Origin of the sequence: Glacieibacterium arshaanense (genome assembly GCF_004681125.1) — a bacterium.
GTDB lineage: Bacteria > Pseudomonadota > Alphaproteobacteria > Sphingomonadales > Sphingomonadaceae > Polymorphobacter_A > Polymorphobacter_A arshaanense.
In genome coordinates, this window is the sequence record NZ_SIHO01000004.1 from 1 (window position 1) to 26597 (window position 26597).

29 protein-coding genes, 1 tRNA gene and 1 pseudogene are annotated in these 26597 nt (G+C 65.6%); 13 read left to right on the plus strand and 18 right to left on the minus strand.

The features are described 5' to 3' along the window. Nucleotides 1–116 precede the first annotated feature (116 nt). From EUV02_RS14585 to EUV02_RS14610, 7 genes and pseudogenes are all read right to left on the minus strand, one after another. Nucleotides 117–1355, minus strand: a complete 1239-nt coding sequence (locus EUV02_RS14585; RefSeq protein ID WP_166430647.1) for a tyrosine-type recombinase/integrase — start codon at nt 1353–1355, stop codon at nt 117–119. Nucleotides 1356–1379: 24 nt separating this feature from the next. Continuing rightward, a pseudogene (locus EUV02_RS16140) lies at nt 1380–1541 on the minus strand (DUF6538 domain-containing protein); the annotation flags it as partial. Nucleotides 1542–1720: 179 nt separating this feature from the next. Further along, nucleotides 1721–1795, minus strand: a tRNA-Phe gene (locus EUV02_RS14590). Between the two features lie 33 nt (nt 1796–1828). After that, a complete protein-coding gene (locus tag EUV02_RS14595; protein WP_135247047.1) occupies nt 1829–2023 on the minus strand; it encodes a DNA gyrase inhibitor YacG in 195 nt (64 codons plus the stop codon). Further along, a complete protein-coding gene (locus EUV02_RS14600) occupies nt 2001–3014 on the minus strand; it encodes a ribonuclease E/G (protein ID WP_135247048.1) in 1014 nt (337 codons plus the stop codon). The genes EUV02_RS14595 and EUV02_RS14600 overlap by 23 nt, the downstream gene beginning before the upstream one ends. Then, a complete protein-coding gene (locus EUV02_RS14605; protein WP_135247049.1) occupies nt 3007–3585 on the minus strand; it encodes a Maf family protein in 579 nt (192 codons plus the stop codon). The genes EUV02_RS14600 and EUV02_RS14605 overlap by 8 nt, the downstream gene beginning before the upstream one ends. Then, nucleotides 3582–4631, minus strand: a complete 1050-nt coding sequence (locus EUV02_RS14610) for a DUF2332 domain-containing protein (RefSeq protein WP_243445929.1) — start codon at nt 4629–4631, stop codon at nt 3582–3584. The genes EUV02_RS14605 and EUV02_RS14610 overlap by 4 nt, the downstream gene beginning before the upstream one ends. Nucleotides 4632–4714: 83 nt before the next feature. On the opposite strand from EUV02_RS14610, the gene hisG reads away from it, so the two are divergent. The 4 genes from hisG (at nt 4715) to EUV02_RS14630 (ending at nt 9158) form a co-directional block, all read left to right on the plus strand. Then, nucleotides 4715–5374, plus strand: a complete 660-nt coding sequence (gene hisG / locus EUV02_RS14615; protein WP_135247050.1) for an ATP phosphoribosyltransferase — start codon at nt 4715–4717, stop codon at nt 5372–5374. After that, a complete protein-coding gene (hisD, locus tag EUV02_RS14620; protein WP_135247051.1) occupies nt 5361–6644 on the plus strand; it encodes a histidinol dehydrogenase in 1284 nt (427 codons plus the stop codon). Before hisG ends, hisD begins: the two co-directional genes overlap by 14 nt. 137 nt (nt 6645–6781) lie before the next feature. Then, a complete protein-coding gene (locus EUV02_RS14625) occupies nt 6782–8434 on the plus strand; it encodes a thiamine pyrophosphate-binding protein (RefSeq protein WP_135247052.1) in 1653 nt (550 codons plus the stop codon). 88 nt (nt 8435–8522) lie between these two features. Further along, complete coding sequence (locus tag EUV02_RS14630; RefSeq protein ID WP_135247053.1) at nt 8523–9158, plus strand: TonB family protein; 636 nt, start codon at nt 8523–8525, stop codon at nt 9156–9158. 32 nt (nt 9159–9190) lie between these two features. Here the strand turns inward: EUV02_RS14630 and EUV02_RS14635 are convergent, their stop codons facing one another. After that, complete coding sequence (locus EUV02_RS14635; RefSeq protein WP_135247203.1) at nt 9191–11368, minus strand: primosomal protein N'; 2178 nt, start codon at nt 11366–11368, stop codon at nt 9191–9193. A gap of 129 nt (nt 11369–11497) precedes the next feature. On the opposite strand from EUV02_RS14635, the gene fsa reads away from it, so the two are divergent. From fsa to EUV02_RS14670, 7 genes are all read left to right on the plus strand, one after another. Beyond that, entirely contained in the window at nt 11498–12151 is a 654-nt protein-coding gene (gene fsa / locus EUV02_RS14640) for a fructose-6-phosphate aldolase (RefSeq protein ID WP_135247054.1), read from the plus strand. Further along, nucleotides 12148–13059 carry a tyrosine recombinase XerC gene (locus EUV02_RS14645; protein WP_243445930.1) on the plus strand — a complete coding sequence of 304 codons (912 nt, stop codon included), beginning with the start codon at nt 12148–12150 and terminating at the stop codon, nt 13057–13059. Before fsa ends, EUV02_RS14645 begins: the two co-directional genes overlap by 4 nt. A gap of 252 nt (nt 13060–13311) precedes the next feature. Further along, on the plus strand, nt 13312–14196 hold the full coding sequence (locus EUV02_RS15975) for a PEPxxWA-CTERM sorting domain-containing protein (RefSeq protein ID WP_243445931.1): 885 nt from the start codon (nt 13312–13314) through the stop codon (nt 14194–14196). Between the two features lie 143 nt (nt 14197–14339). Continuing rightward, nucleotides 14340–14960, plus strand: coding sequence for a LolA family protein (locus EUV02_RS14655; RefSeq protein ID WP_135247056.1), 621 nt, complete (start codon nt 14340–14342; stop codon nt 14958–14960). Nucleotides 14961–15405: 445 nt separating this feature from the next. Continuing rightward, entirely contained in the window at nt 15406–16200 is a 795-nt protein-coding gene (locus EUV02_RS14660) for an exodeoxyribonuclease III (RefSeq protein WP_207790209.1), read from the plus strand. Continuing rightward, complete coding sequence (ribA, locus tag EUV02_RS14665) at nt 16197–17303, plus strand: GTP cyclohydrolase II (protein ID WP_135247057.1); 1107 nt, start codon at nt 16197–16199, stop codon at nt 17301–17303. Before EUV02_RS14660 ends, ribA begins: the two co-directional genes overlap by 4 nt. After that, a complete protein-coding gene (locus EUV02_RS14670) occupies nt 17300–17803 on the plus strand; it encodes a L,D-transpeptidase family protein (RefSeq protein WP_135247058.1) in 504 nt (167 codons plus the stop codon). The genes ribA and EUV02_RS14670 overlap by 4 nt, the downstream gene beginning before the upstream one ends. Nucleotides 17804–17879: 76 nt before the next feature. Here the strand turns inward: EUV02_RS14670 and EUV02_RS14675 are convergent, their stop codons facing one another. The 7 genes from EUV02_RS14675 to argH form a co-directional block, all read right to left on the minus strand. Further along, nucleotides 17880–18206, minus strand: coding sequence for a hypothetical protein (locus tag EUV02_RS14675; RefSeq protein ID WP_135247059.1), 327 nt, complete (start codon nt 18204–18206; stop codon nt 17880–17882). A gap of 64 nt (nt 18207–18270) precedes the next feature. After that, nucleotides 18271–19038 (minus strand): precorrin-2 dehydrogenase/sirohydrochlorin ferrochelatase family protein, encoded by a 768-nt coding sequence (locus EUV02_RS14680; protein ID WP_135247060.1) that lies wholly within the window; start codon nt 19036–19038, stop codon nt 18271–18273. 47 nt (nt 19039–19085) lie between these two features. Further along, nucleotides 19086–19652: a PEPxxWA-CTERM sorting domain-containing protein gene (locus EUV02_RS15980; RefSeq protein ID WP_243445932.1), complete on the minus strand. Its 567-nt coding sequence runs from the start codon at nt 19650–19652 to the stop codon at nt 19086–19088. A gap of 68 nt (nt 19653–19720) precedes the next feature. Beyond that, a complete protein-coding gene (locus EUV02_RS14690; protein WP_207790210.1) occupies nt 19721–20596 on the minus strand; it encodes a UTP--glucose-1-phosphate uridylyltransferase in 876 nt (291 codons plus the stop codon). Nucleotides 20597–20599: 3 nt separating this feature from the next. Continuing rightward, the gene (lysA, locus tag EUV02_RS14695) at nt 20600–21889 is read right to left on the minus strand and encodes a diaminopimelate decarboxylase (protein WP_135247061.1); all 1290 of its coding nucleotides are present in this window, start codon (nt 21887–21889) and stop codon (nt 20600–20602) included. Between the two features lie 2 nt (nt 21890–21891). Continuing rightward, on the minus strand, nt 21892–22128 hold the full coding sequence (locus EUV02_RS14700) for a lipoprotein (protein ID WP_135247062.1): 237 nt from the start codon (nt 22126–22128) through the stop codon (nt 21892–21894). Then, nucleotides 22125–23486 carry an argininosuccinate lyase gene (gene argH / locus EUV02_RS14705; RefSeq protein WP_135247063.1) on the minus strand — a complete coding sequence of 454 codons (1362 nt, stop codon included), beginning with the start codon at nt 23484–23486 and terminating at the stop codon, nt 22125–22127. The genes EUV02_RS14700 and argH overlap by 4 nt, the downstream gene beginning before the upstream one ends. A gap of 16 nt (nt 23487–23502) precedes the next feature. Here argH and EUV02_RS14710 point away from each other — a divergent pair, with 16 nt between their 5' ends. Then, nucleotides 23503–24063 (plus strand): TlpA family protein disulfide reductase, encoded by a 561-nt coding sequence (locus tag EUV02_RS14710; protein WP_166430648.1) that lies wholly within the window; start codon nt 23503–23505, stop codon nt 24061–24063. A gap of 13 nt (nt 24064–24076) precedes the next feature. On the opposite strand, the gene EUV02_RS14715 is transcribed toward EUV02_RS14710, so the two are convergent. The 3 genes from EUV02_RS14715 to EUV02_RS14725 are packed head-to-tail and all read right to left on the minus strand — an operon-like array spanning nt 24077 to nt 25881. Beyond that, the gene (locus EUV02_RS14715; protein WP_135247065.1) at nt 24077–24823 is read right to left on the minus strand and encodes a M48 family metallopeptidase; all 747 of its coding nucleotides are present in this window, start codon (nt 24821–24823) and stop codon (nt 24077–24079) included. A gap of 4 nt (nt 24824–24827) precedes the next feature. Next, nucleotides 24828–25274 (minus strand): YcgN family cysteine cluster protein, encoded by a 447-nt coding sequence (locus EUV02_RS14720; protein ID WP_135247066.1) that lies wholly within the window; start codon nt 25272–25274, stop codon nt 24828–24830. After that, nucleotides 25264–25881, minus strand: a complete 618-nt coding sequence (locus EUV02_RS14725; protein WP_135247067.1) for an SCO family protein — start codon at nt 25879–25881, stop codon at nt 25264–25266. Before EUV02_RS14725 ends, EUV02_RS14720 begins: the two co-directional genes overlap by 11 nt. Before the next feature lie 73 nt (nt 25882–25954). On the opposite strand from EUV02_RS14725, the gene EUV02_RS14730 reads away from it, so the two are divergent. After that, nucleotides 25955–26557, plus strand: coding sequence for an ankyrin repeat domain-containing protein (locus EUV02_RS14730; protein WP_135247068.1), 603 nt, complete (start codon nt 25955–25957; stop codon nt 26555–26557). Nucleotides 26558–26597: the final 40 nt, after the last annotated feature.

Consider the following 26597-nt stretch of genomic DNA (forward strand, 5'->3'; position numbering starts at 1 on the left):
TTAGGAAAATCGGCCGCCGCGACTGTTACACAAAGGTGTCTTGTCGGCCGACACGCACCGAGCGCGATGGAATTATCCGTCAGTTCGGGAACCCACAATCAAGCGCTGTGCCGTCATCATCGTTTGAGATGGGATAGGTCGATATCTGCGAATTCAAGACCGTCTACAGCGTCGCTCAGCATCCTTATGCGATGACCGTGGCCATAGTTTTCAGAGACCTTGTTCCGTCCCGAAGCGCCGACCGTCCACCCCCCGAGCGCCATAGCCAAATCATGGTCGATTCGGGAGGCCCTCAGCTCGTCACGGAAGTTGTGCCGGAATGAATGAAAACAAGTTCGTTCGCGGCACGCTCCAGCTCGGCGCACGAACTGGGTAAACCATTTGGAAAAAGCGACCGAACGTGCACCCTTGGGCCCCGGTTCGATTTCATCGAAGAGTTTTGTTTGTTGGCCACGACCTTGGTCCGCTACGTACGCGAGGAAGCCGAGCTCGACGAGCGTGCGGTGGATGGGGACGATTCTCCTGCTCGCGGCGGTCTTCAGCCTTTTATCACGGCTGCCGACAAGTGATTCACTGCGAACCGATATACAGGGGATGCCGTCCAAACTCTCAATGTCCGCCACGTCGAGCTGACAGATTTCATTCAACCGCATACCAGTATGAAGTGCGAGTAGCGGCACCCAGTATCTCGCGTTCTGCGGATACTCTGACCCCGGAATCGCATATCCTCGTTCACCGTTGAGGCAGCCCACGTAAAGCGGTGCGTGGAAAATCAGTCTCAATTGGTCGACGGAAAAGGGATGCCGCTTGTCCCGTTTTGCGGTTTGGTCGGGAAGCCTCAAGCCTCGCGCGGGATTTCGGTGCAAAAGCTCCTCGTTAACCGACCAGTTTATGAACGTAGACAACGAGGTCAGGTAGGTATTTGCATTGGCAGTACTGATCAGACTGGGCGCCTTTTCATGCCGCATCAGATCGGCAGCCTGCCGGGGAGAAAGCGTTGGAAATCGCTTCGCGGCGTTTTTCGGCAGCAACCTGAGAACTTCGACAAATTCACGGATATGGGTCCGTGAGATATCCGCCATAGGGGTGCTGGCACCGATGACAGAGGTCGCCACCTTTCGACAGGTCACGTAGCTTTCACGTGTTCGATCCGACCATCCTTTTGTCGGATCGTTGATATACCGGTCATACGCTTCGCCGAACGTTGGCCCCAAAACCAGACGATCTACGCGCGGTGCGTCACCGTCGCCATGAACGCCCGTTTCCATACTGATATTTTGCCAGTTCGGCGGGGCCGGATCATTGCGACCACGATGCTCGATCAAGGGGTCCAACAACATCTGATCGACGCTCATTCCAGCGCCAAATCTGGCGCGAGCAATCAGGGATTCAACCTGCGACGCTACACGCGGAAATCTTCGAAGCGCAGTTTCCAGACTATCGGTGTGGAGCGATCGCCAAATTTCGATCCTGCCAACAGCGAGAATTGCATCGTTGGGAACACGGCGTCGGACATAGAATTTGCCACCGCGCAGGCACATGCCGATCGGCAATTTGTGTAACACCTTTGTGTAACAGTCGCGGCGGCCGATTTTCCTAATTTTCTCGGAGGTTGTGACCAATTCTGGGGCCGAATTGTGTAACAGGGGTGTGTAGCAAAAACGTTGAGACGACCGTCTCTTGGACGATTTCCCAATGTTTTCAATGCGATTTTGCGTAATGGTGCCCGGGGGCGGAATCGAACCACCGACACGGGGATTTTCAATCCCCTGCTCTACCCCTGAGCTACCCGGGCGCAACCGTCCGAAGCGCGGTGCGAGCGGCGGATTTAGTCTTGCCCCTCGCGCTTGTCCAGCCCGATATCATCGGGATCGACAGGATCGCCCGGCAGCGCATAGCCGTCACCCAGCCAATTGAGCAAATCGCGGTCCTGGCAACGCGGCGAACAAAAGGGCGCGAACGCCGCCAGCGTCGGCCGGCGGCAGATCGGGCACTTGGCCTCAGCGGGGGATCGTGGCGACATGTCCGGCCGCGGTAGCGAGTGCAGCGTCCGCCTGCAAGCGCACGCGCGCGCCGCAACGCCGTTCGAGCTCTTCGGTCAGGTCGGCGCGCGCCGTCAGCCAGTCGATGACCGGTGGTGCTGCCGTCACCACGCGGTCACCCGCGCCGACGGCGCGCTCGCCTGCGCGCAGCAGCGCCAGTGCGGCACTGGCGACCGGCGTCGCGCGCAACAGCTCGACCAGCGAGGCGCGCTGCCGAGGCCGGACGATCTGCACGAAACCGAAGCCGTTGACGGCAGTGCGTTCGAACGGCTTGGGCAATGCGGCATCGAGCAGCTCGCCGATGCGCGTGCGTACGCCCTTGTCGGCGACAGTCGGGAAATCGATCCCAATCGAGCCCGTGATGTCGAAGCAGCGAATCGCGGCGGCGGCGGCATCAGCTGCCGAGAGCGCAAGGACTTCGAGCGCCGCCGCCCCGTCGATATCGATCACTGTCATCGCCGGCGTCGGTGAAATTGTCAGCAGTCCATGCGAAAACGCCTTATGGCCCGTGGTGGCGGCTTCGAGCGTTTCGCTCCAGCCCGCTTCTTCGAGCCGGTCGGCGCCATAGCCGCTGGTTTCAGTGACCGGCAGGCGGCGTGCGTGCAGTCGAGCTACAAGGTCGGGGCCATGACTGATTCTTCCCGGGCCGCGTATCGCCCCGGCGCGCGCAGCAACCTTGGCGAGCCGCAGCCGCCCGGCTTCGGGAATCGCCTCGCGCACCACCTCGACGCGCACCAGCGCGCCTTCGGTCAACCCTGGCGGCAGCGGTTCGAGCAGCGCTTCGGCGTCGCCTGCAAGCACGATGCCGCGCACCCCGGGCACAAGGATCTTCGCCAGCCGCGCCGCCCACAGGTCACCGGCACGCAAACCGCCGTCATCGCGTTCGACATGCGCTTCGACTACGATTTCGCCGTCGAGCACCAGCGCGCGCGTCTCGCCGATACCGATTTCGATCAAGGCTGTTTCAGACATCGATGCCCGCTCCCGACAGCAGCGTCCGTGTTTCGAACAGCGGCAGCCCCACGACCCCCGACCATGAGCCTTGCACGCGCCGCACCAGCGCTTCGGCGCGACCCTGGATGGCATAGCCGCCGGCCTTGCCCAACCCCTCGCCGCTGGTGACATAGGCGTCGATTTCGGCAGCCGACAGACGCTTGAAGATCACCGTCGTCGTCGACATCCGGTGGTGTGGGTTGCCCGCCGCATCGACAACGGTAACGGCAGTCAGCACATCATGGCGGCGCCCGGATACCAGTTCGAGGCAGGCGCGCACCTGCGCATCCGATTCAGCCTTGGGCAGGATACGTCGCCCGACTGCAACCACTGTATCGGCGCCGAGCACAACCGCGCCGGGGTGACGCTGCGCGACAATTGATGCCTTGGCCCAAGCCAGCCGCGCAGCGTGATCCGCGGGGCGCTCGTTACCAAACACCGATTCGTCGATATCCGCCGCATCGACGGCATCGGCGGTGATGCCGATCTGCGCCAACAAGGCGACGCGGCGCGGGCTGGCCGAGGCGAGAATCAGGCGGGGTGCGCTCATGCGGGGCTTTCTGCGCCAAGCCAATGCACCACCGCACCATGCGGGTGCGTGCGGGCTAGCAGATATTCACCGCCGGGCCACAGTGTCAGCCGCAGCGTCGGCGGCGCGCCTGCGCTGGCGTCATCGAGTTCGAAGCGCAGCCAAGCCAACGGTGCGGCAGCGGTCGCGGTAGCGCCGGCGCTGGCCATATGTGCAGCGATGCGTGCCTGCGTGGCGGCAGGGAAATATTGATAGGCAATGCTGTGAAACACCACTGTCGCAACACCCTCTCGCGGCGCGACCAACGATTCGACCCAGTCTGCGGCGTCGGCCTTGTCGAGCGCGACGGGGTCGGCAACGAACGCTGCAATCGCGGCCTCGAGGCGATGCACGCGCTCGACCTGTTCCGGCCAGACAAACGCCAGCAGCTTCTCGCGCGTCGCGGGATCGCGCAGATCGAGCGGATTGAGATCGACGCCGCGCCGCGCGACGACCTTGAGCGGCGCTGCAGGCGGCGGTGCGCCGTCCCACCGCGGCGCCAGCGTCAAGGGAGCATCTTCCCGGCCGAATCGCTGCCCGCCGAGCACATAGCCATAGTCATCGAGCCGCAGGTTCAGCCCGGCGCTGGCCCCGAGTTCGAACAGCGCCAACGGCAATCCGGTCTTGTCCGCAATGAACAGCAGCCCCGGCATTAGAACGCCAGAACGCGCTACCTCGTTGGTTTGCGGCGCACCGGCAAGCCAGTCGAGTAGCCGGTCGTCGCGCAGGCCGTCGGCAAGTGCGGCTGAGAGCGCGGCGTCAGACGGTGTCGGATTTGGCGGATAGCAAGCAGCCAGCGCGGGTAGGTTACCGCGCCGCGCCAGCGCGTTGAGCCCGCCGGTCAGGCGCATTGGCAGCGCATCGGCGAAGCCGTCGCCGGACCAGCCCAACACCGCGCGGCCGGTGGGCGTCGAATCGTCGAGGACGCGCGCCAGCGTGTCGCAGACGCGGCCCATAAGCGGCGCGTCGAGGCGCCGGCACCAATCGCCCTGTTTGGCGAACACCGTACGCACATCCGCTTCCGCCACATCGACCTCTTTGCCTTGGAGTGCCCGTAGTGGCACCCTGATGCTGGACGCGCAACCGCCGCGCGGGTAGAGCCTGCGCCATCATGACCGACGAGATCATCATCGCGCTGCCCAAAGGCCGCATCCTCAAGGAAGCGCTGCCGGTGCTGGCGCGCGTCGGCATCACCCCCGAGCCGGCCTTTTCGGACGAGAACAGCCGCGCGCTCAAGTTCAGCACCAACGTCCCCGGCATCGCGGTGATCCGCGTCCGCGCCTTCGATGTCGCGACCTTTGTCGCGCATGGCGCCGCGCAGCTGGGCATTGCCGGTAACGACGTGCTGATGGAGTTCGACTTTTCCGAAATCTACGCACCGGTCGATCTCTGCATCGGACGCTGCCGCCTGTCGGTCGCCGAGCCCGCCGAGCAGGCGGCGAACGACGATCCGCGTAGCTGGAGCCATGTCCGCATCGCCACCAAATATCCCAACATCACCCGCCAGCATTTCGCCAAGCGCGGCGTGCAGGCCGAATGCGTCAAATTGAACGGCGCGATGGAGCTGGCACCGTTGCTCGGGCTCAGTTCGCGGATCGTGGATCTCGTTTCGACCGGCGTGACGTTGCGCGAAAACGGCCTCGCCGAAGTTGAAGTCATCACCGAAATCAGCTCACGGCTGATCGTCAACCGCGCGGCGTTCAAGACCAATCCGGCGGTGGTGCCGCTTGTCGAGAAGTTCCGCCGGGCGGTGGCCGATGCAGCGGCTTGACGCGCGCGACGCCGGATTCGCCGCAGCGTTCACCGCGCTGGTCGAAGCACGACGTGAAAGCGATGCAGGTGTCGCCAACGACGTCGCAGCGATCATTGCCGATGTCCGCGCCCGCGGCGACGCAGCACTGTTTGAACTGACCGCGAAGTTCGACCGCATCGATCTGGCAACCAGCGGTATTGAAGTCAGCGTTACCGAAATTGCCGCAGCGCGCGCGCAAGTGCCCGCCGCGACGACTGCCGCGCTCGAGCTTGCGGCGACACGCATCCGTGCCTTCCACGCCGCACAGCGCCCCGCCGACCATGACGCGACCGACGCTGCGGGCGTCCGCGCCGGCTACCGCTGGTCGGCGGTCGAAGCCGCAGGTCTGTATGTGCCCGGCGGGCTGGCGAGCTATCCGTCATCGGTGCTGATGAATGCCATTCCCGCCAAGGTTGCCGGCGTCGAGCGGCTGGTGATGGTCACGCCGACCCCCGCCGGCCGGCTCAACCCGCTGGTGCTGGTCGCCGCCGAACTCGCCGGCGTCGACAAGGTCTACCGCATCGGTGGCGCACAGGCGGTCGCGGCACTCGCCTATGGCACCGCCAGCATCGCGCCCGTCGACAAGATCGTCGGCCCCGGCAACGCCTGGGTCGCCGAGGCCAAGCGCCAGCTCTACGGCACCGTCGGCATCGACATGGTCGCCGGCCCCAGCGAGATCGTCGTCGTCAGCGACGCCAAGTCGAACCCCGAATGGGTTGCCGCCGACCTGCTCAGCCAGGCCGAGCATGACCGCACAGCCCAGTCGATCCTGATCACGGACTCGGTCCAGTTTTCGGAAGCCGTCGAGGCAGCCGTCGAACACCAGCTCGCCGCGCTTTCCACCGAGGCGACGGCACGCGCCAGCTGGGACGCGTTCGGGGCGATCATCATCGTGTCCGATTTCGACGCGGCGTTGCCGTTGATCGACCGGTTGGCACCCGAGCATATCGAACTGATGGTCGACGCCCCCGATGCACTGTTCGCGCGCATCCGCCATGCCGGCTCGGCGTTCCTCGGGCGCCACACCCCCGAAGCGGCGGGCGACTATGTCGGCGGCCCGAACCATGTGTTGCCGACCGGGCGGCGCGCGCGTTTCTCCTCTGGTCTGTCGGTCACCGACTTCATGAAGCGCACGACTTTCCTCGACTGCGGTGCTGCCGGATTGGCCGTGATCGGGCCTGCGGCGGCGGTGCTGGCGGATGCCGAAGGGCTGCCGGCGCATGCAAATTCAGTGAGAATCAGACTCTAACGGCCTCCGGCGGGCAGGGGCTTGCCCCTGCACCTGTTTGTTTGTCGTCGCGACCTTGGCTAATGTAGCGCCAACCCAGAATTCGGGTGCAGGGTTCACCCCTGCCCGCCGGAGGCCCTTTTATCCATGGACTTAGCATGACCACCGGCAAACACATCCTGCTCGACCTGTTGGCGAGCGAAGGCGTCGACACGATTTTCGGCAATCCCGGCACCACTGAATTGCCGCTGATGGACGCGATGGTCGTCGAAAAGCGCATCCGCTACATCGTCGGCTTGAACGAGGTCATCGTCATGGTGATGGCCGATGGCTATGCGCAGGCATCGGGGCGGCTCGCTGTTTGCAACCTGCATGCAGCGCCCGGTCTCGGTAACGCGATGGGCATGCTCTACAACGCCAAAAAGGCCGGTTCGCCGGTGCTAGTGACGGCGGGGCAGCAGGACACCACGATCGCACTGACCGAGCCATTGCTGTGGGATGACCTGGCCACGATGGCGCGGCCGCTGTGCAAATGGTCGTATGAGGTGACGCGGCTCGAAGACCTGCCGCGCGCCGTTCGCCGCGCCGCCAAAGTTGCACTGACGCACCCGACGGGGCCAGTTTTCCTGTCGATTCCGGGTGATTTGCTGACCAATTCGATCGAAAACCTCGATCTTCTGGCACCAACGCGCGTCGCTACGGGCGTGCGCGGCGACACTGCCGCGATCAACCTCGCCGCCGAAATGATTGCGCACGCGGAAAACCCGGTGATCTTCGCCGGCGACGCCGTGCCGCGCAGTGACGCCTACGCCGAACTCGCCGAACTCGCCGAACTGATCGGCGCGCCGGTGTATTTGGAGGGCATGGCGAACACCGCCGCCTTCCCGGCGTCGCACCGACTCTACGGCGGCAGCATCCCGCGCATGACGCCGGCCTATCGCGCTGCGCTCAAGGATTATGACCTCGTCATTTCGGTCGGCGCCGACCTGCTGACCCAAAGCCAAGCCGCCGGCATCGAGGCGCTGCCACCCGGCATGCCGCTGGTCCACATCGACACCGACGCCTGGGAAATCGGCAAGAACTTCCCCGCTGCCGCCGCGATCCTCGGCGAGCCCAAGGCAACGCTCCCCGACCTGACCAGCGCCGTCGCCAGCCTGATGGCGCCCGCGACCGACCGCTCCGACGCCGTCGCCGCCAAGCTCGCCGCGACCAAGGCAGCACTCGTCGCCAAGGCCGAAGCCGAGGCGCAGCTGCTGCCGCTGCGCCCGATGCCGGTCATCCACGCCATCGGCCAACTGCTCCCCGACGACGCCATCGTCATTGAAGAAGCACTGTCGAGCGGCATGAACTTCATCCGCCACCTCATTCCGTCGAACCACCCCGACAGCTATTTTGGCATGCGCGGCGGCGGCATCGGCATGGGACTGCCACAGGCCATCGGCGCCGCGCTCGCCAAACCCGGCCGGCCGGTGGTGGCGCTTTCGGGCGACGGCAGCGCGATGTATTCGGTCCAGGCGCTATGGACCGCCGCGCACTACCGGCTGCCGCTGGTCTTCGTCATCCTCAACAATCGCAGCTACCGCATCCTCAAACAACGCACCCGCGCCATCGGAGACCACAGCGCGCGCGAAGACGTGTTTGTCGCAATGGACTTCACCGACCCGCCTATCGACTTTGTCGGACTGGCCGAAGCACAGGGTGTCGCCGCGGTGCGCGTCGAAACGCTCGATGGGTTGCGCGAGGCTTTGGCGCGCGGGCTGTCGACCAATGCGCCATTGCTGATCGACGTGGTGATGGATTCCACGGTTTAAGGGCCTCCGGCGGGCAGGCCTGAGGCCTGCACCCGATTGTTTGGTGGGCGCTTGAATTTGCCGGCGGCGAATCGCACCTGCACGGTACATGACCGACGCATCCCCTCGCCGCTTCGGCATCGCCGTGATCGTGATCGCGGTGCATGTGACGTTGCTGACGCTGCTGTTGCGGTCGGTCGTGCCGGCCGCACAGCCACCGACGTCCGCGATCGAACTGGCCAACATCGCTGCGCCGCCCCCCACGCCGCCACCGCCGCCCACCGCAGTGCCCGCGACACCGGCCAAGGCCGCCGTGCCGGCACCGTTACCCGCTGCATTGCCGCCGATCGCCATACCTGTTGCCGACGCCGCACCGAGCGCACCGACCGTTGATGGCGCCACTGGCAGTGCCGCCGTTGGCGGTGGCACCGGCAATGGCAGCGGCGGCGGAATCGTCCGCGCACGCTGGGCAAGCGGCAGCATCAGCAACGGCGACTATCCGAAGGCGGCGCGCGCCGCAGGCGTTGGCGGTGCAGTAACGGTACATTTCGACGTGCGCGCCGACGGCGGCGTCGAACATTGCCACGTGGTATCCTCAAGCGGCTCGGCGATACTCGATGAAACGACCTGCCGGCTCATCGAAGCCCGTTTCCGCTACGTCCCGGCGCGCGACGCCGCGGGAGCCGCCATCACCGACATCGCCGGCTGGCGCCAGGACTGGTGGCTAGGTGCGCCAAAACAATAGGGTGCAGGGGTCACCCCTGCCCGCCGGAGGCCCTACAAAAACGAATGCGGATCGATATCCACCGCCACCCGCACAGCGCTCGGCACCTCGATGCCGCCGAGCCAGCCGCGAATCATACCCTGCACATCGGCGCTGCGGCGGGCGTGGACGAGCAAGCGGAAGCGGTAGCGGCCGCGCAGCATCGACAGCGGTGCGGGGGCGGGGCCCAGCACATTGATGCCGTCGATCTTGGGTGCGGCGCGGCCGATGGCGCGCGCGGTGGCGCTGGCCTGGGCTTCGTTGGGGCCGGAGATTATGATCGCGGCGAGGCGGCCGAACGGCGGCATGCCGAGCTCTTCGCGTTGCGCGGTTTCGGCGGCGTAAAAGCCTTCGGCGTCATAGTGGACCAGCGCCTGCATGACGCGGGCTTCGGGCTGGTGGGTTTGCAGCAGCACACGGCCGGGCTTGGCGCCACGGCCGGCGCGACCCGAGACCTGGGCGATTTGCTGGAAGGTGCGTTCACCGGCGCGCAGATCGCCGCCGGCGAGGCCGAGATCGGCATCGACGACGCCGACCAACGTCAGATTTGGGAAGTGGTAGCCCTTGGTCACCAGCTGTGTGCCGATCAGGATGTCGATGTCGCCGGCGTCGACCGATGCGATGAGCGCGGCGGCGCGCGCCGGCGAGTAGATGGTGTCCGACGTCACCAGCGCGACGCGGGCGTCAGGGAGGACTTGCGCGACTTCCTCGGCGACGCGTTCGACGCCGGGGCCGCACGGCACGAGCATGCCCTCTGCACCGCACGCCGGGCAGGCCGGCGGCGGCGGCGTCTGATAGCCGCAATGGTGGCACATCAGTCGTTGGGTGAGGCGATGTTCGACCATCCAGGCGGTGCATTGCGGGCATTCGATGCGTTCGCCGCACGCCCGGCACAGCGTCATCGGCGCATAGCCGCGGCGGTTGAGGAACAGCAGCGACTGTTCGCCGATCTGCAGGTTGTTACGCAGCGCCGCGAGCAGCGGCGGGCTGATCCAGCGGCCGCGCACCGGCGGGTTGCTGCGCAGGTCGATGGTGTCGATGTCGGGAAGTTGTGCGCCGCCGAAGCGGCTGGGCAGTTTGAGTTCGGTGTAGCGGCCGCGTGCGACCTGAACGCGCGTTTCAATCGCCGGGGTGGCAGTGGCGAGGATGATCGGGATGTTTTCGGCCTGTGCGCGCATCACCGCAACGTCGCGCGCGTGGTAGCTGACGCCGTCTTCCTGCTTAAAGCTCGCTTCATGGGCTTCATCGATAACGATGAGGCGCAGGTTGACGAACGGCAGGAACAGCGCCGAGCGCGCGCCGACGACGACGCGTGCGCCGCCATCCGCCACCGCGCGCCAAGCGCGGCGGCGCTCACTGGCGCGCAAATCGGAATGCCACGCCAGTGGCGCGCAGCCGAAGCGCGCGGCAAAGCGTTCGAGCCACGGCGCGGTCAGTGCGATTTCGGGGACGAGCACCAGAATTTGCCCGCCCAACCCGTCATCGGCGGCGCGCAACGCCGCGGCGACAGCTTCGAAATAGACTTCGGTCTTGCCCGAACCCGTCACGCCGTCGAGCAGGAAAGGCGCGAAGGCGTGCGCATCGACGGCCGCGACGAGATCAGCAGCAGCGACCGCCTGTTCATAGCTAAGCACGGGCTGCGCGAAATCGGCATCGGGCTGCGGCGGTGCGCGTTCGGGGCCAGCGTCAACGGCAACCAGCGTGCCACCGGCGATCAGCCCGCGAATCACCGCCTCGGAGACCTCGGCAGCAGCGGCGAGTTCGCGCGGGCTGCCCTGGCGGCCTTCGAGGCGCTCGATGGCCTGCAGCCGCTGCGGTGTCGCCCGCGTCGGCAGTGCGCCGCCGAGCCGATACTCGATCAGCTTGCGCGCCGGTTCGAGCGCGGTCAGCGACAGCGCCATACGCAGCACCGACGCCGGCGGCGCCATGTAATAGTCCGCGACCCAGTCGATCAGCCGCCGCATCTGCGCGGGTACGGGCGGTACGTCATAGCGTCCGCGCACCGCGCGCAACTTCGCGTCGGGCACTTCGTTCGCCGCCAGCGCCTCGGTTTCCCAGACGACGCCGACGATTTCGCGCGGCCCCAGCGGCACACGCACGATATCGCCCGGCGCCAGCGCCATTTCGGGCGGCGCGGCATAGTCGAGCGCGCCCAGCCCGTGCTGCAGAACGAGGACACGGACGCGGGGAATCGGGGAATTGGTCACCCCGCCTAGGTAGGAAGTGCGCGGGCCCGATGCAAAGAAAAGCTCTGCGGCCGTAGTAGCGCCGCGCGCCGTGGCGCGTTACAAGGGCGGCATTCCAGAAAGGTCGCGCCCGCCATGAAATTCTTCGTCGATACCGCCGATACTGCCGAAATTGCCGATCTGGCGGCCACCGGCCTGCTCGACGGCGTCACCACCAACCCGACGTTGATTGCCAAGTCTGGGCGCAAGTTCCTCGAAGTCATCGCCGAAATCGCCAAGCTGGTCGATGGGCCGGTGAGCGCCGAGGTTGTCGCGACAGACACCGACTCGATGCTGCGCGAAGCGGCGAAGCTGCTGACGCTCGGCGACAATATCTGCATCAAGCTGCCGCTGACCTTCGACGGGCTGAAGGCGTGCAAGCGGCTGACCGATGACGGCGTAAAGGTTAACGTGACGCTGTGCTTTTCGGCGACGCAGGCGCTACTCGCGGCCAAGGCCGGCGCGTCGTTCATTTCGCCGTTCGTCGGCCGTCATGACGATGTCGGGTTCGACGGCATGGATCTGATTGCCGACATCAAGCAGATCTACGACAACTACGATTATCGCACCGAAATCCTTGTCGCCAGCATCCGCCACCCGGTGCATGTGCTGCAGGCCGCGAAGATCGGCGCCGATGTCTCGACGATGCCGCCGAACGTCATCCGCCAGCTTTTCAAGCACCCGCTGACCGATAACGGCCTCAAGGCGTTCCTTGAGGATTGGGCGAAGACGGGTCAGTCCATCCTGTGAGCAAGCCGGCCACCGCACTGGTGGTCGAATGGCTTGATAGCCTGACGCATGCGCGGCGGCTTTCACCGCATACGGTGCGCGCGTACGCTGCCAGTTTGCACAGCTTTGTCGCGTTTCTGGTCGACCATATCGGTGGGCCGGTGAATGACGGGGCGCTCGCCGCGCTGACGCAAAATGACTTCCGCGCCTATCTCGCACACCGCCGCACCGACGGGCTGGCCAATATTTCGGTGGCGCGCGAGGTTTCCGCGCTGCGCAGCTTCTTTGCTTGGGCGGCGCGTCAGCACGGCATCGTCTGCGAGGGGCTGGCCGGGCTGGCATCGCCGAAGATTCCGCGCCGCGTCCCGCGCCCGGTGACACCCGCCGACGCGGTCGCGCTCGCCGACGGTGCGGGCGACACGCACGACGAAGCCTGGATCGCAGCGCGCGACACCGCAGTGCTGCTGCTGCTCTACGGCGCGGGATTGCGCATTGCCGAAGCGCTGGCGCTGACCGGCGCGGCGCTGCCGCTCGGCGAAACGCTGACGGTGTCCGGCAAGCGCAACAAGACCCGCGTTGTGCCGCTGCTCGCACAAGTACGCGCCGCGATCGACGCCTATGTTGCGCTGTGCCCCTATGCGACGGGATCCGCGCTGCCGCTGTTTCGCGGCGCGCGGGGCGGGCCATTGGCGCCTGAGTTGGTGCGCCGCGCGATGGCGGCTGCCCGCACGGCGCTCGGTCTTCCGGCCAGTGCTACACCACACGCGCTGCGCCACAGCTTTGCAACGCATCTGCTGGCGCGCGGCGCTGACCTGCGCGCGATCCAGGAATTGCTGGGTCATGCCAGTCTTTCATCAACGCAGATCTATACCGCCGTCGATGCCGCGCGGCTGCTCGATGTCTACCGCGACGCGCATCCGCGCGCCTGAACGGCGCCGGCAAAGAGGCGGGAAAATCCGACGAACCGAATCGACATTGGTTCCACGCATAATGTGAATCTTTCATCCGATTCGGACCGATTCGCAGTCCAATCCGGCGTGAACTGGTTAACGCAGCAACAAAAATTCCCGTCTTTACAGCGACTTTGAAAGGTTAATTGTCACGATTGTCACTTTAATTGTGCATTCGCTTGTGGATAGTTTGATCATAGCGCGGTTTGTTATGCGCCAGGGAGCATATTGATGTTTGGGAAAAAACTAACGGCAGTTGCTGTGGGGGCGGTGCTGTGCTCGACGGTTCCGGTACATGCCGCAACCTGGCTTTCAGCAATCAGCGACGCCGATTTTGCGGCGCAGAATTCAACGAACACATTTACGACCTATGGTAGCGCCGTGATGCAATGGGGCAGCACCACGACCTACGAACATGCCGTCCTGGACGCTACGGGCAGAGTCCTGCAAAGCGGTGACGTCAAATGGGCATCGACCAACACGCTCAACCCGGCCGGCACGACACCGCTGCTGGCCTATACCAGCCTCGGCAAGCTCACTTCCACCTTCGTCAGCGGCAGCTGCCCCAACGCGACGGGCGTCATCACGTCGTGCAAATATGCCAAATCGGGCACCGTCACCAAGGGCGCCGATACGCTGTGGATCCGCGGCGTTATGCCGACGGGCGCCTATGCGACTTCGGTTGTCCTGGTCGGGCTTGAAATCAAATATGGCACCAGCGCCTGGACCTCGCTCGATTTCCTCGATTCAACCTCGGATGGCGCCTATATCGGCTTCAGCGACCCGCTGCTCGCCAACGGCTTTTCGCTGCGTTACTCGTTCGGCTATTTCAATAACGTCAAATACACGGGCGGCACATATGCCGGTGGCGCCTCGATTCCGGCGTTCGAGTTTATCGTCGGCAAATATGCGACGCCGCTTGATCCGAACCTGCAGCCCGGCACCTATTCGGCTGACCCGGGGCTGTTTGGCGACATCGGTCCGGCGAACATGATGGGCGTCGAAATGGACACCGCCGCGGTTCCCGAACCCGCCAGCTGGGCGATGCTGGTTGCCGGGTTCGGCGTCATGGGTGGCACGCTGCGCCGCCGCCGCGTCGCCGTCGCCGTCGCCTGAACTCACTGCGGCCGAACGGCCAAACAGCGGGGCGTCGCAGTGTGCGGCGCCCCGTTTGCTTTTTGGCGCGACGGTTCAAACCCTGTTCAAGCGCATGCGTTACTTCTAGGCAGCATGCACCACCGCCGGGAGTCGCCGTTACCATGAACCCATTGCGCCTGCGCCTAGCTGCGGCTGCGCTGCTGTTGCTGCCCGTCGCGCTGCACGCCGCGGAGCCCGCATCGCTCGAAACCGTGCGCGGATCGCTGCGTGCCACCACCACGATGACGGCGGATTTCGTGCAGACCGCCGCCAATGGCACCCAACTCGCGGGCACATTGTCGCTGGCGCGGCCCGGCAAGATCCGTTTCCAATACGCCAAGGCGCCGATCCTCATCGTCGCCAATGGCAACTGGCTGAGCTTCATCGACTATGAAGTCAGCCAGGTCTCGCAATGGCCGATTCGCAACACGCCGCTCGGCGTGCTGATCAATGCCGATTCGGACCTGGCGCGCTTCGCCCGCATCGTCGACGGCCCGCCGGGACTGATCGCCGTCGAAGCGCGTGACCCCAAGCACCCCGAATATGGCGCCATCACCCTGGCCTTCCGGCCCGACTCCGCCGCACCCGGCGGACTGCGACTGCTCGGCTGGACCGCGCTCGATGCGCAGAACAACCTCACCGAAGTCCGGTTGGAAAACATTCGCTACAATGTCGAAATTCCCAAGGCGCGCTTCACCTTCCGCGATCCGCGCCCGAAGGTCGTACCGGGCAAGACGCACTGAGCCATTAAGCACTAAGGGCCTCCGGCGGGCAGGGCCTTGCCCCTGCACCCGATAATTGGGCCGGTGCACAGATTCCCAGCGCATCTATTTGTACACCGACGCAATCATATGGGTGCAGGGCCAAGGCCCTGCCCGCCGGAGGCTCTTCTGCCAAATCTGCCGGCTCCGAAAAAATCGCGGCCGCGCAAAGATTTCTAAAAATGTCGTGTTTGTTCATTCAGGGGCAAGGTGGGCGGTCGTATTTAGAAACTACGGCAAGCGAATCGGCCCGGGATTGCCCCCCTGTTGCCCGCGTCGACATTGCTGCCGTTGCGTGACGAGCGCAGACCGGCCCCCGCTCCATGCCCCCGGAGCGGGGGCCATACTGTTTCTGGGGCCTGGCATCATCGGACAGCGCCTTGAACATTCGGGGTGACGCGCGCGCGCTGTGTCCCTAAATCAAGCCATGACCAACGCCATCACCGTCGCGAGCTGGAACATCAATTCGGTGCGCTTCCGGCTCGACATCGTCGAGCGCTTCCTGCGCGAGCATGCGCCCGATGTGTTGTGCCTGCAGGAAACCAAGGTCATCGACAATGACTTCCCGCACGCCGCGTTCGAAGCGTTGGGCTATACTTACCGCCTGCTCAACGGCCAGAAGATGCACCACGGCGTCGCGATGCTATCGAAGCTGCCGCTGATCGAAGACCGCCGCTATGACTGGCAGGACAATGGCGAGGCGCGACATATCGGCGCGCGGCTGCCGAATGGGCTGCTGGTCGAGAACGTCTATGTGCCCGCCGGCGGCGATATCCCCGATACCGCGAAGAATCCCAAATTTGCGCAGAAGCTGGCGTTTCTTGAGCGCATGACGCGCTGGTCGGCAAATTTGCGCGAGCCGACGCTGATTGTCGGTGATTTCAACATCGCACCGCTCGAATCGGACGTTTGGAGCCACAAGGCGCTTCTCGATGTCGTCAGCCACACGCCGATCGAGGTCGAGCATCTGGCGCGGCTCGCCGCTGCGCACGACTGGGTCGATCTCGGCCGGCGCTTCGTACCGGCACCGCAGCGCCTCTACACCTGGTGGAGCTACCGCGCTGCCGACTGGAAGGCCTCCGACCGCGGCCGCCGCCTCGATCACATCTGGGCCAGCCCGGCGATTGCCGACAAGGCGACGCGCTTCGAAATCGTCGAGGACGCGCGCAACTGGGGTAAACCTTCCGACCATATCCCGCAGCTTGTCGAGCTGGCGCTGTGAGCGCGACTGCAAAGACCGGCGCGCAGCAGGTCGCGCGCGCCGTCGATGAATTGCGCCGGGGTCAACCCGTCACGCTGACGGACGCGGGTGCTGCGCTGACGGTGCTCGCCGTCGAACTGGCCGACAGCGCCAGCCTCGCTGCGCTCGACGCCGGGACGCGCGCCGACCTGCTGATCGCGCGCCCGCGCGCCGCGCTGCTCCACATCACCAACCAGCGTGCCGCCGAAGGCACCAGCGTCGTCCGCATCGCGCGCGCGCCGTGGATGGACCTCGCCGCCAGCGTCGCCATTGCCGATCCGGTGCGCGATCTCGATTCGCCGTTCAAGGGCCCGTTCCGCGCCGTCGAACTCGGCGACCAGGCAAATGCCGCCGCCGCGGCGATCCGGCTCGCGAAGGCCGGTGGGCTGCTGCCGGCACTGTTCGCGGTCGATGGCGAGCGTGGCGACGCCCTGACCGTCAATGTGGACGCTGTGCTCGGCTACGTCCGCGCCGAAAGCCTGAAACTGGTAACGCGCGCGCGGCTGCCACTTGACGGCGCCCCCGATACCGAAGTCGTTGCATTCCGGCCATTGGAAGGCGGCCCCGAGCATCTGGCGCTAGTCATCGGCCCGGTGTTCGCCAGCGACCGCGCGGCCGGCGAGCCCGCGCCACCGGTGTTGACCCGGCTCCATTCAGCGTGCCTGACCGGTGACGTGCTCGGCTCGCTCAAATGCGACTGCGGGCCGCAGCTACGCGCCGCGATTGCCGCAATCGCCGACGCCGGTGGCGGCATATTGCTGTATTTGCAGCAGGAAGGCCGCGGCATTGGCCTGATCAACAAGCTGCGCGCCTATGCGCTGCAAGACCAGGGCTTCGACACTGTCGACGCCAACCTGCGCCTCGGCTTCGAATCGGACGAGCGCGATTTCGAACTCGCCGCACGCATGCTGGCGCTGCTCGGCGTCGATCGCATCCGGCTGCTCACCAACAACCCCGACAAGGTCGCGGCGCTGACCGAGCGCGGCATCTCCGTCACCGAACGCGTCGAGCACAAAATGCCGCCCAACCCGCACAACGTCGCCTATCTCGCCACCAAACGCGACCGCAGCGGGCATCTGCTGTGACCCTGCGCGTCGATACGTCGGCGCGCACGCTGTCGGCCTTCGGTGAGACCTGGCCGTGCACCATCGGCCGCAGCGGTGCCATTCCGGCAGACGCCAAACGCGAAGGTGACGGCGCTACACCGCTCGGGCACTGGCCGCTGCGCACGCTGCTGCTGCGGCCCGACCGGGTCGCGCTGCCCGCGACGTCATTGCCGTGGCGCTGGCTGCGCCCCGATGACGGCTGGTCCGATGACAACGTCGACCCCGCCTACAACCGCCCGGTGCGCCATCCGCATGGTCATTCCGCCGAACGCCTGTGGCGCGACGATGGGCTTTACAACGTCATCGTAACGCTCGGCCACAACGACACACCGCCCGTCGCTGGTGCAGGCAGCGCGATTTTCCTGCATTGCGCCGCGCCCGACGGTAAACCGACCGAAGGCTGCGTGGCCTTGCCGCGCGCGGTGTTGTTGGGGCTGGTCGAGCGGCTGGCGCCGGGAGATTCCATCGAGATTTTTTAAGGGCCTCAGGCGGGCAGGCCTGAGGCCTGTACCCAATTGTCGGGTGCAGGGACGAGTCCCTGCCCGCCGGAGGCCCTTATCCTAGCCCCTGTGCACTCGCCATGATCGTCCGGATGCCGATGACGCGGTCGAGCGCGATGCTCTGGTCATGGCCGCCACGACGCGACGCGGTCAGCGCGATGGGGACGTCGACCCGGATGAAGCGCACGCCGGACACATGGCCGCCGTCGCGCAATTCGATATCGACGCACGCGACATCGGCGCGTTGCAGCAGCCGGCTGGCGCTGAGCAGCAGCCGCTCGCCAGCAACATAGGCGAGTTCGTCGCTGGTCAGTCGTTCGGGTGTCGCACGGCGGTCACTGGCACCGCCGATAACGAAATGTTCCTGACCCGATAGATCCATGCGACGCCTCCTCCTGCTCCACCATTGACGGCGGCGGCGGCGCGCAGTTGCGGCGTTTACGACGTTAACGCAGCCAGATGCTCCGCCCGGGCGGCAAGTCGGCTGGCGGTTCGCCGCAGACGCGGATGGCATCGCGGCGCGCGCGGTCGAGAATCGCCGGGGTGACGCCCGGGCCGTGGAACAGTGTGTCGGCCTGGTTGAGGTGGCGCAACTGGCGCAAGGTCAGGTCATCGGGGTCGGCGGAGGCGAGCTCAATGATGACGAGCGTCGCACCACCGTCAGCCGCTGTGCCGGCAACTGCCGCCGCGACCGCCGCATCGGCGTCGCCCGCTGCCGCGAACGGATCGAGCCGGCCACCTGGCGCGAGCGCGGCGTCCCAGAACCGGCGCCGGTCGGCGGGCGTGGGGTGGCGTGTCGTGACGGCGCCGCGGGCGCCGCGAATTGCCCGCGCCAGATCGCCGAGTGTTGCTGGCAGCAGCGCCTCAAAGCGTTCACGCAACGCCTTGGCGAGCGTTGCCGATGCGCCACCGGTGCCGATGGCGACGAGCACCGGCGAACGATCGACGATGGCGGGCACGGTAAAATCGCAAAGCGCGGGCCGGTCGACGACATTGACCAGCAGGCCTGCGGCTTTGAGTTCGCCCGCAGCGGCGGCTGCGGCGGCTTCGTCATCGAGCGCGACAAACGCCAGCCGCACGCCGGACGCGACATCGCGCACGATGCTGCCGCCCGCAGCTTCGATCAGCCGCGCCTTGGCCTCCGCGGCCTCGCCGTCGCCGACCAACAGTACCGGCTGTCCGGCAAGGCGCACGAAGATCGGCAGGGCTTCCATGGCCCCATGCTTAGCAGCAGTTCGGTGTCGCGCCAAAGCGCGCGCGTTCAGGCCGTGCGATAATGTCGGCGGCGCAGCGCAGCACCGGTCATGCCGAAGCCGGCAATCATCAGTGCCCAGCTTGCCGGTTCAGGCACCGCGCCTTCACGCAGCACTTGCAGCGTCGCGGTGCTGCCATCGCTCGAAGTGATATAGGCTTGGCCGTACAGCAAATCAGAATAGCTCGCGCAAAGGTCGCCGTAATCGGCGTAGGCCGCCTTGGCGATGTCGCAGCGGTCGAAGCTGGCGGGCACATAGACCGAGAAGAAAAATTGCGTCGGCGTCGTCACCATCCGGCGGAAATCATAGCTGCAATGGCCGCCGAGCGAATCGCAGTCGACGTCGTTCTCGATGCTGTAGAAGAAAATATCGGGTACGCTCGGGTCGTATTCGTAGCGGACGTTGACATCGAGCCCGCTGACTGTGGCAAACTCCAGCGTGCCGCCGACGGCGCTAATAACATAGTCGCGGAAATGGCCCGAAGCCGGTGTCGGCAAGAGTTCGAAAGTCTCGATCTGCGCCATGGCGGGCGCTGCGGCCGCAACAACGGCGGCAACGAGGTAACGGGCAATCATGGCAATTCCCCTGTTATGCTGGCTCCATGCCGGAGCTTGGGGATCATACCATAATTACGCGGGCATGATTAGCCGTTGGCCAGCCCATCGATATAGGCGCGCACCGCCGGCCCGACATCGTCGCGTTCGAGTGCCAGCGCGATGTTGGCGATGATATGCCCGGCCTTGTCGCCGCAGTCGTGGCGGACGCCGTCGAAGGTGTAGCCATGAAACGGCTGCTTGCCGATCAACTGCGCCATCGCGTCGGTGAGCTGGATTTCGCCGCCGGCGCCTTTGCGATGCTCGCCGAGGATGGTCATGACTTCAGGCTGCAGGATGTAGCGGCCGATGACGGCAAGATTCGACGGCGCGACATCGGGTTTCGGCTTTTCGACGAGGCCCAGCACCTCGGTCATCCGGCCGTCGCGCTTGCCCGGCGTGACGATGCCGTAGCTGCCGGTGCGTTCGTGCGGGACTTCCTCGACGGCGATGACGTTACCGCCGACCTTGGCATAGGCATCGACCATTTGCTTCAAACAGCTGACCTTGCTGTGCATCAGGTCATCGGCAAGCAGCACCGCGAACGGTTCATTGCCGACGATGTTGCGCGCGCACCAGACGGCATGGCCGAGCCCGAGCGGCGCCTGCTGACGGATGTAGGCGATGGCGCCGGGGACCAGCTGCGTGCCGTCGAGCGTCGCCAGCATTGCGGTCTTGCCGCTGGCGGTCAGGCTGTTGACCAGCTCGCCGGCGATGTCGAAATAGTCTTCCAACGCGCCCTTGCCGCGTGCGGTGATGAAGACGAAATGTTCGATACCCGCTTCGAGCGCTTCATCGACGGCGTACTGCAGCAGCGGCCGATCGACGACGGGGAGCATTTCCTTGGGCACCACCTTGGTCGCGGGCAGGAAGCGCGTGCCCATCCCACCGACCGGGAAAACAGCGGTTCGAACAGGCTTGATCATTGGTCAGCTCTCGTTGGCTTGTGGTTTCAACCAGGGGGCAATCACATCTAACGCAAGCAATGCGTCAATATCGAGACGCGGCCGCACGACGGCATAGCTGTCGCCGTCGACCAGCACTTCGGGGACCAGCGGCCGCGAGTTGTAGGTCGAGGCCATCGTCGCGCCATAGGCACCGGCGGTCATGAACGCCACCAGATCGCCGGCTTGCAGCGGGGTCAGCACGCGGTCTTCGGCAAAGGTATCGCCGGTTTCGCAGATCGGCCCGACGACCGTCGCCGTCATTTCGCCGGCACGCGGCGCGATCGCAAGGATGTCGTGCCATGCGCTGTAGAACGCGGGGCGCAGCAAATCGTTCATCGCCGCATCAACGACAACGAAGCGCTTTGCAGCGCCGGTCTTGGTCAGGATGACGCGGGTCACCATGATGCCGGCGTTGCCGACGATCATCCGGCCGGGCTCGAACATCAGCCGGACGTTCCAGCCGCGCGTCGCTTTGGCGACCATCGCACCATAATCGGCGGGGCTGGGCGGCGCGGGTTCATCACGCTTGTAGGGGATACCGAGTCCGCCACCGAGATCGACGCGTTCGACGCTTTGCCCAGCGGCGCGCAGCCGCGTCACCAGGTCGCCCAACCGCGCAAAGGTTGCTTCGAGCGGTGCAAGCTGTGTCAACTGGCTGCCGATGTGAGCGCTGATGCCCATGGCGCGGATGCCGGGGGTCGTCGCAGCCAACGCATAGGCGGCTTCGGCACGCGCCAGCGGGATGCCGAACTTGTTCTCGTCCTTGCCGGTCGAGATCTTGGCATGCGTCAATGCATCGACGCCGGGGTTGATTCGCAGCGCCACCGGCGCGACATGGCCGAGTGCGCTCGCCACCGCGCCGAGCGTCGCCAGTTCCTCTTCGGATTCGACATTGAACTGGTAGATGCCCGCCGCCAGCGCCGCCGCCATTTCGTCGCGGGTCTTGCCGACGCCCGAAAACACGATGCGGTTCGCGGGCACGCCGGCCGCAAGCGCGCGGCGCATTTCACCGCCCGACACGACATCGGCGCCCGCACCGGCGCGCGCCAGCGTGGCGATGACGCTGAGGTTGGGGTTGGCCTTGACCGCATAGGCGACCAGCGGCGGCTCGGTTGAATCGACCTGCGCCAGCGCTTCGACAAAAACGCGGTAGTGGCGTTCAAGCGTCGCGGTAGAATAACAATAGAAGGGCGTACCGACGGCTGCCGCGAGCTTGTCGAGCGCAACGCCCTCGGCGTGCAACACGCCGCCTCTGGGTTCGAAATGGTCCATGGCTATTGCGGTGGCAGGTTGAAGCGGTCATCAGGCCGCTCTTCGGATTTCTTGACCGGATCATCGACGCGCTGCGGCGCCGCCTGCACCGGCACGACGAGCATCTGCGCCGGCGTCGGTGCCACTGTCTGGCCGCGCTGCGCCACCGGCATCGCCGCCGGCGGTACTGGTTCGAGCGGGCCCTTGAGGCCGCACGCGCCAAGCAGCAGCAGCGCGAGAAGCGGCGCGTAACGCATCATGCGCCGCGCAGTGCAGCGATGCGCGCACGGACATTGGCCGGCGCGGTACCGCCCAGGCTGGTGCGGCTGGCGACCGAAGCCTCGACGCTGAGCACTTCGTAGACGCGCTTGTCGATGCGCGCATCGATAGCCACCAGCGTTTCGAGCGGGAGGTCGGCAAGCAAGCAGCCGGCGGTTTCAGCGGCCTTTACGGCGCGGCCGGTGATGTGGTGCGCCTCGCGGAACGGCACGTCGGCGACGCGGACCAGCCAGTCGGCGAGGTCGGTCGCCGTCGAATATCCCTGTGCGGCGGCCGCGCGCATCCGCGCCGTGTCGAAGCTCAAAGTTTCGACCATGCCGGTCATCGCGGCGATGCTGAGTGCCAGCAAATCATAGGCTTCGAACACCGGCGGCTTGTCGTCCTGCATGTCCTTTGAGTACGCCAGTGGCAGGCCCTTCATCGTCACGTTGAGCGCAGTCAGGCAGCCGAGCAGCCGCCCCGAATGGCCGCGCACCAGTTCGGCGGCGTCGGGATTGCGCTTCTGCGGCATAATCGACGAGCCCGTCGAAAACGCATCGGGCAATTTGACGAAGCCGAACATCTGGCTCGCCCAGATGATGATTTCCTCGGCCAACCGCGACAGATGCAGCCCGGTCATCACCACGCAACTGAGGAATTCGAGCGCGAAGTCGCGGTCCGAAACGCTATCGAGCGAGTTCGCCGTCGGCCGGTCGAATCCCAGTGCCGACGCCACCGACGCACGGTCGAGCGGGAAGCTGGTCCCGGCGAGCGCTGCCGACCCCAGCGGACATTCGTTCATCCGCGCACGGGCATCGGCAAAGCGGCTGCGGTCGCGCCGCGTCATTTCGACATAGGCGAGCAGGTGATGGCCCAGTGTCACCGGCTGCGCGACCTGCAGATGTGTGAAGCCAGGCATGACACTGTCGGCATGTTCCTCGGCGCGCGCCAGAAGCGCCGCTTCAAACGCGCCGAGCCCGGCGTCGATGGCATCGACCGCGTCACGCACCCACAGCCGGAAGTCGGTCGCGACCTGGTCGTTGCGCGAGCGCGCGGTGTGCAGTCGGCCGGCGGCAGGACCGATCAGCTCGGCCAGCCGCGTTTCGACGTGCATGTGGATGTCTTCGAGTGCCGCATCCTCGACCAGCCCACCGGCGGCATATTCGGCTTCGATCTGCTCGAGCCCGGCCAGAATCGCCTCGATATCCGCGGTCGCGACAATGCCCTGGCGACCAAGCATCGCGGCATGTGCCTTGGAGCCCGCAAGGTCTTGTTGCCACAGCCGCTTGTCGAAGCCGATGGATGCGTTAATGTCGCGCATCACGGCAGACGGGCCCGCCCCGAAGCGGCCGCCCCACAATTGATTGGACTTTGATGTGCGCGTCGTAATCGCAACGCTCCTGCTGACAGTTTCGCTTCAGGCCTGCGGGGCTAGCACCCCGGCAACGGATGGCAACGCCGATACGGCAAAGGCCGGCACCCCGCAAGCCAGCGCCGCCTCCACCGTCGCAGTCGATCGCAGCCACGCAGGCACGCCGGCGCCGACATTTGCGTTCGAAGGCCGCGGCGGCGCCATCAAGCATATGTCCGATTTCGGCGGTACGCCGGTGCTGGTCAATCTGTGGGCAAGCTGGTGCGCACCCTGCGTCGCCGAACTGCCGGCGCTCAACGCGCTCGCCATCGCCAAGACCGACCAGCTGACCGTGCTGCCGATTTCGCAGGACATGGAAGGCTGGAAAGCCGTCGACAAGCGCTTCAAGCCCGACGCGTTTTCCAAGCTGACACCCTATCTCGACCAGCCCAACAACTTTGCGATCGCCGTCGGCGCCAAGGGACTGCCAGTGTCGATCCTGTACGACGCCGCAGGCAAGGAAGTCTGGCGCGTGGCGCGGCCGCTCGAATGGAACAGCCCCGAAGTGCGGGCGCTGCTGCCCTGAAGATTTAAGAGCCTCAGGCCTGCCCGCCGGAGGTCCTTCCGACCCAGTGCAATGCCGCCCCATGCGCCGTCAGCCAGCGCCGCGACGTGCCGGGATCGACATCGGCGAGCGACCGCGCCAGTGCCCAGAAGTCGGGGCCGTGGTTGTGGTGGACGAGGTGTGCGACTTCGTGCGCGACGACGCTCTGGCGGATCCACGCCGGCGCCAAGATCAACCGCCAGCTGTAAGTTATGACGCCGGTCGACGAGCAACTGCCCCAGCGCGACGCCGGATCGCGCACGCTGACTGCGCTGACGGACTTGCCAGCAGCGGCGGCGAGTGCGCGGGTTTCGGGTTCGAGCCGGTCGAGCGCCTGCGCACGCAGCCAGCGCGTCGTGCGGCCGGAGAGCGTTGATAATGGGCCGCCCACGCGCAAGACTGTGTCCATGCGTCGCACACCGCGCGGATGATCTTCGTGCCAGTCGAGCAGCATTTCGCCGCCTTCGAACGGAATTCGGGCACCCGGCACGAACGGCTGCGGCCGCGGCCAGCTGGTGACGCGCGCCGCGATCCAGCCGCGTTGCGCATCGAGTAACGCCAGTCCTTCGCGAATCGGCGCGCGCGGCGGCAACGTCAGCCGGACGACGCCGTGGACCGCATCGGCACGCAGCGATATACGCCGCGCACGGGCGTTGCGGACGACCGCGACGGCGACCTGGCGGCCGCCAATGTCGATATCGGGGACCGCGTCGGGAGTCTTGCGGCGGAACAACCCGAACATGGGGTTAGCGCCCCGGCTCGATGATGTGATCTTCGAGCGGACCGGCGTCGTCTTCGCTAATCGTCCAGCCGCGCACCGAGATGCCGGCGCGGTGCACCGATTCGGGGTCGCCACTGACCAACGGGTGCCAGTCAGCGAGGCCCTGGCCACGCTGCAGTCGCAGATAGGCACAGCTGTCGGGCAGCCAGTCGAGCGTTTCGACCTTTTCAGGCGTCAGCCGCACGCATTCGGGGACGTGAGCGCGACGATTGCGGTAGTCGCTGCATTGCCCCGTCCGCCGGTTGAGCAAGCGGCAGGCGACGTTGGTAGCGTGGAGTTCGCCGGTTTCCTCGTCCTCGAGCTTGTGGACGCAGCATTTGCCGCAGCCGTCGCACAGGCTTTCCCATTCGCGGCGGTCCATTTCGCGCAGCGTCTTGGTTTCCCAGAACGGCTTTGGCGTATCAGCGGACATATTTATCGAGGTCGGCAGAGATCTGGTCAGCGGTGCCGGTATGGTCGGTAAAGCTGATCGGCGCGCCGTCGGGGCCCATCAGATAGATCATCGCGGTGTGATCAACCAGATAGTCCTTGCTACCTTCAGGGCCGGCCTTTTTGGCATAGACGCGGAAGGCCTTTTTGGCGGCGTCGACCTGCGCGACGCTGCCGCCAAGCCCGACGAGCCGCGGGTGGAACGCCGTGACGAATTCCTTGAGCACCGGCGTCTTATCGCGCTCGGGATCGACGGTGATGAACACCGGCACGACCTGTGCAGCGCGGGTGGGGTCTTGCTTCTCGAACGTCCGCATCGCTGTCGCCAGCTTCTGGACATCGAGCGGGCAGACATCGGGGCAGAAAGTGTAGCCGAAATAGACCAGCATGTAGCGGCCGGCGAAGTCCTTTTCGGTGACGGTGCGGCCGTTCTGGTCGACCAGCGTGAACGGTCCGCCGATCTGCGCGCCGGCCAGCGGGCCCGCCGGCGCGCGCGGCGACTGCACCGCCCACAGCACCAGACCGCCAAGCGCGCAGAGTAGCAGCAGCACGATAGCCGCTGTCTTGAACGACAGGCGTTGCTTGCTCATGTGCGGCTGTTCATCGGCGGTTGCTCTGGCTAGTATAGGTGCGTGCAAGGTTTCATAGGTTGGACAGGCTCGAATGTCGATTATCTGGAGGCGGCTTACAGTCGCGCTGATGCTGGTGGTGGCCGCAGCGCCGGCTTCCGCACAGTTTTCGGACTCTTACACGTTCCTCAAGGCGGTGACCGACAAGGACGTCGCCAAGGCGCGTGAAATCATCGACAAGCCGGGGACTACCGTCGTCAATGCCCGCGACCGCGACACCGGGGAAACGCCGCTGATCATCGTCGTCAAGCGCAGCGACCTGCCATGGATGGGCTTCCTGCTGCAGGCCGGTGCTGACCCCAATCTGCGCGATAACGACGGCAATGCACCAATTCTGCTCGCGGCAATTTCGGGCTTTTCCGAAGGCGTGCGCGTGCTGCTGATCGTCAAGGCGCGCGTCGATACGCAGAACAACCTTGGTGAAACCGCGCTGATCAAGGCCGTGCAGCGGCGCGATGTGGTCACCGCGCAGATGCTGCTCGATGCCGGTGCCAACCCCGACATCGCCGATCACGCCAGCGGCTATTCGGCGCGCCAGTATGCCGCGCAGGATCCGCGCGGCGGTGCGATTGCCAAGCTGCTCAAGGACGCGCCGGCGCGCAAACTCAGCCCGCAGCAGCAGGGCCCGTCGCTCTAGGCCGCGCCACGCGCGCCTTGTCGCATGGCCGCGGCGAAAG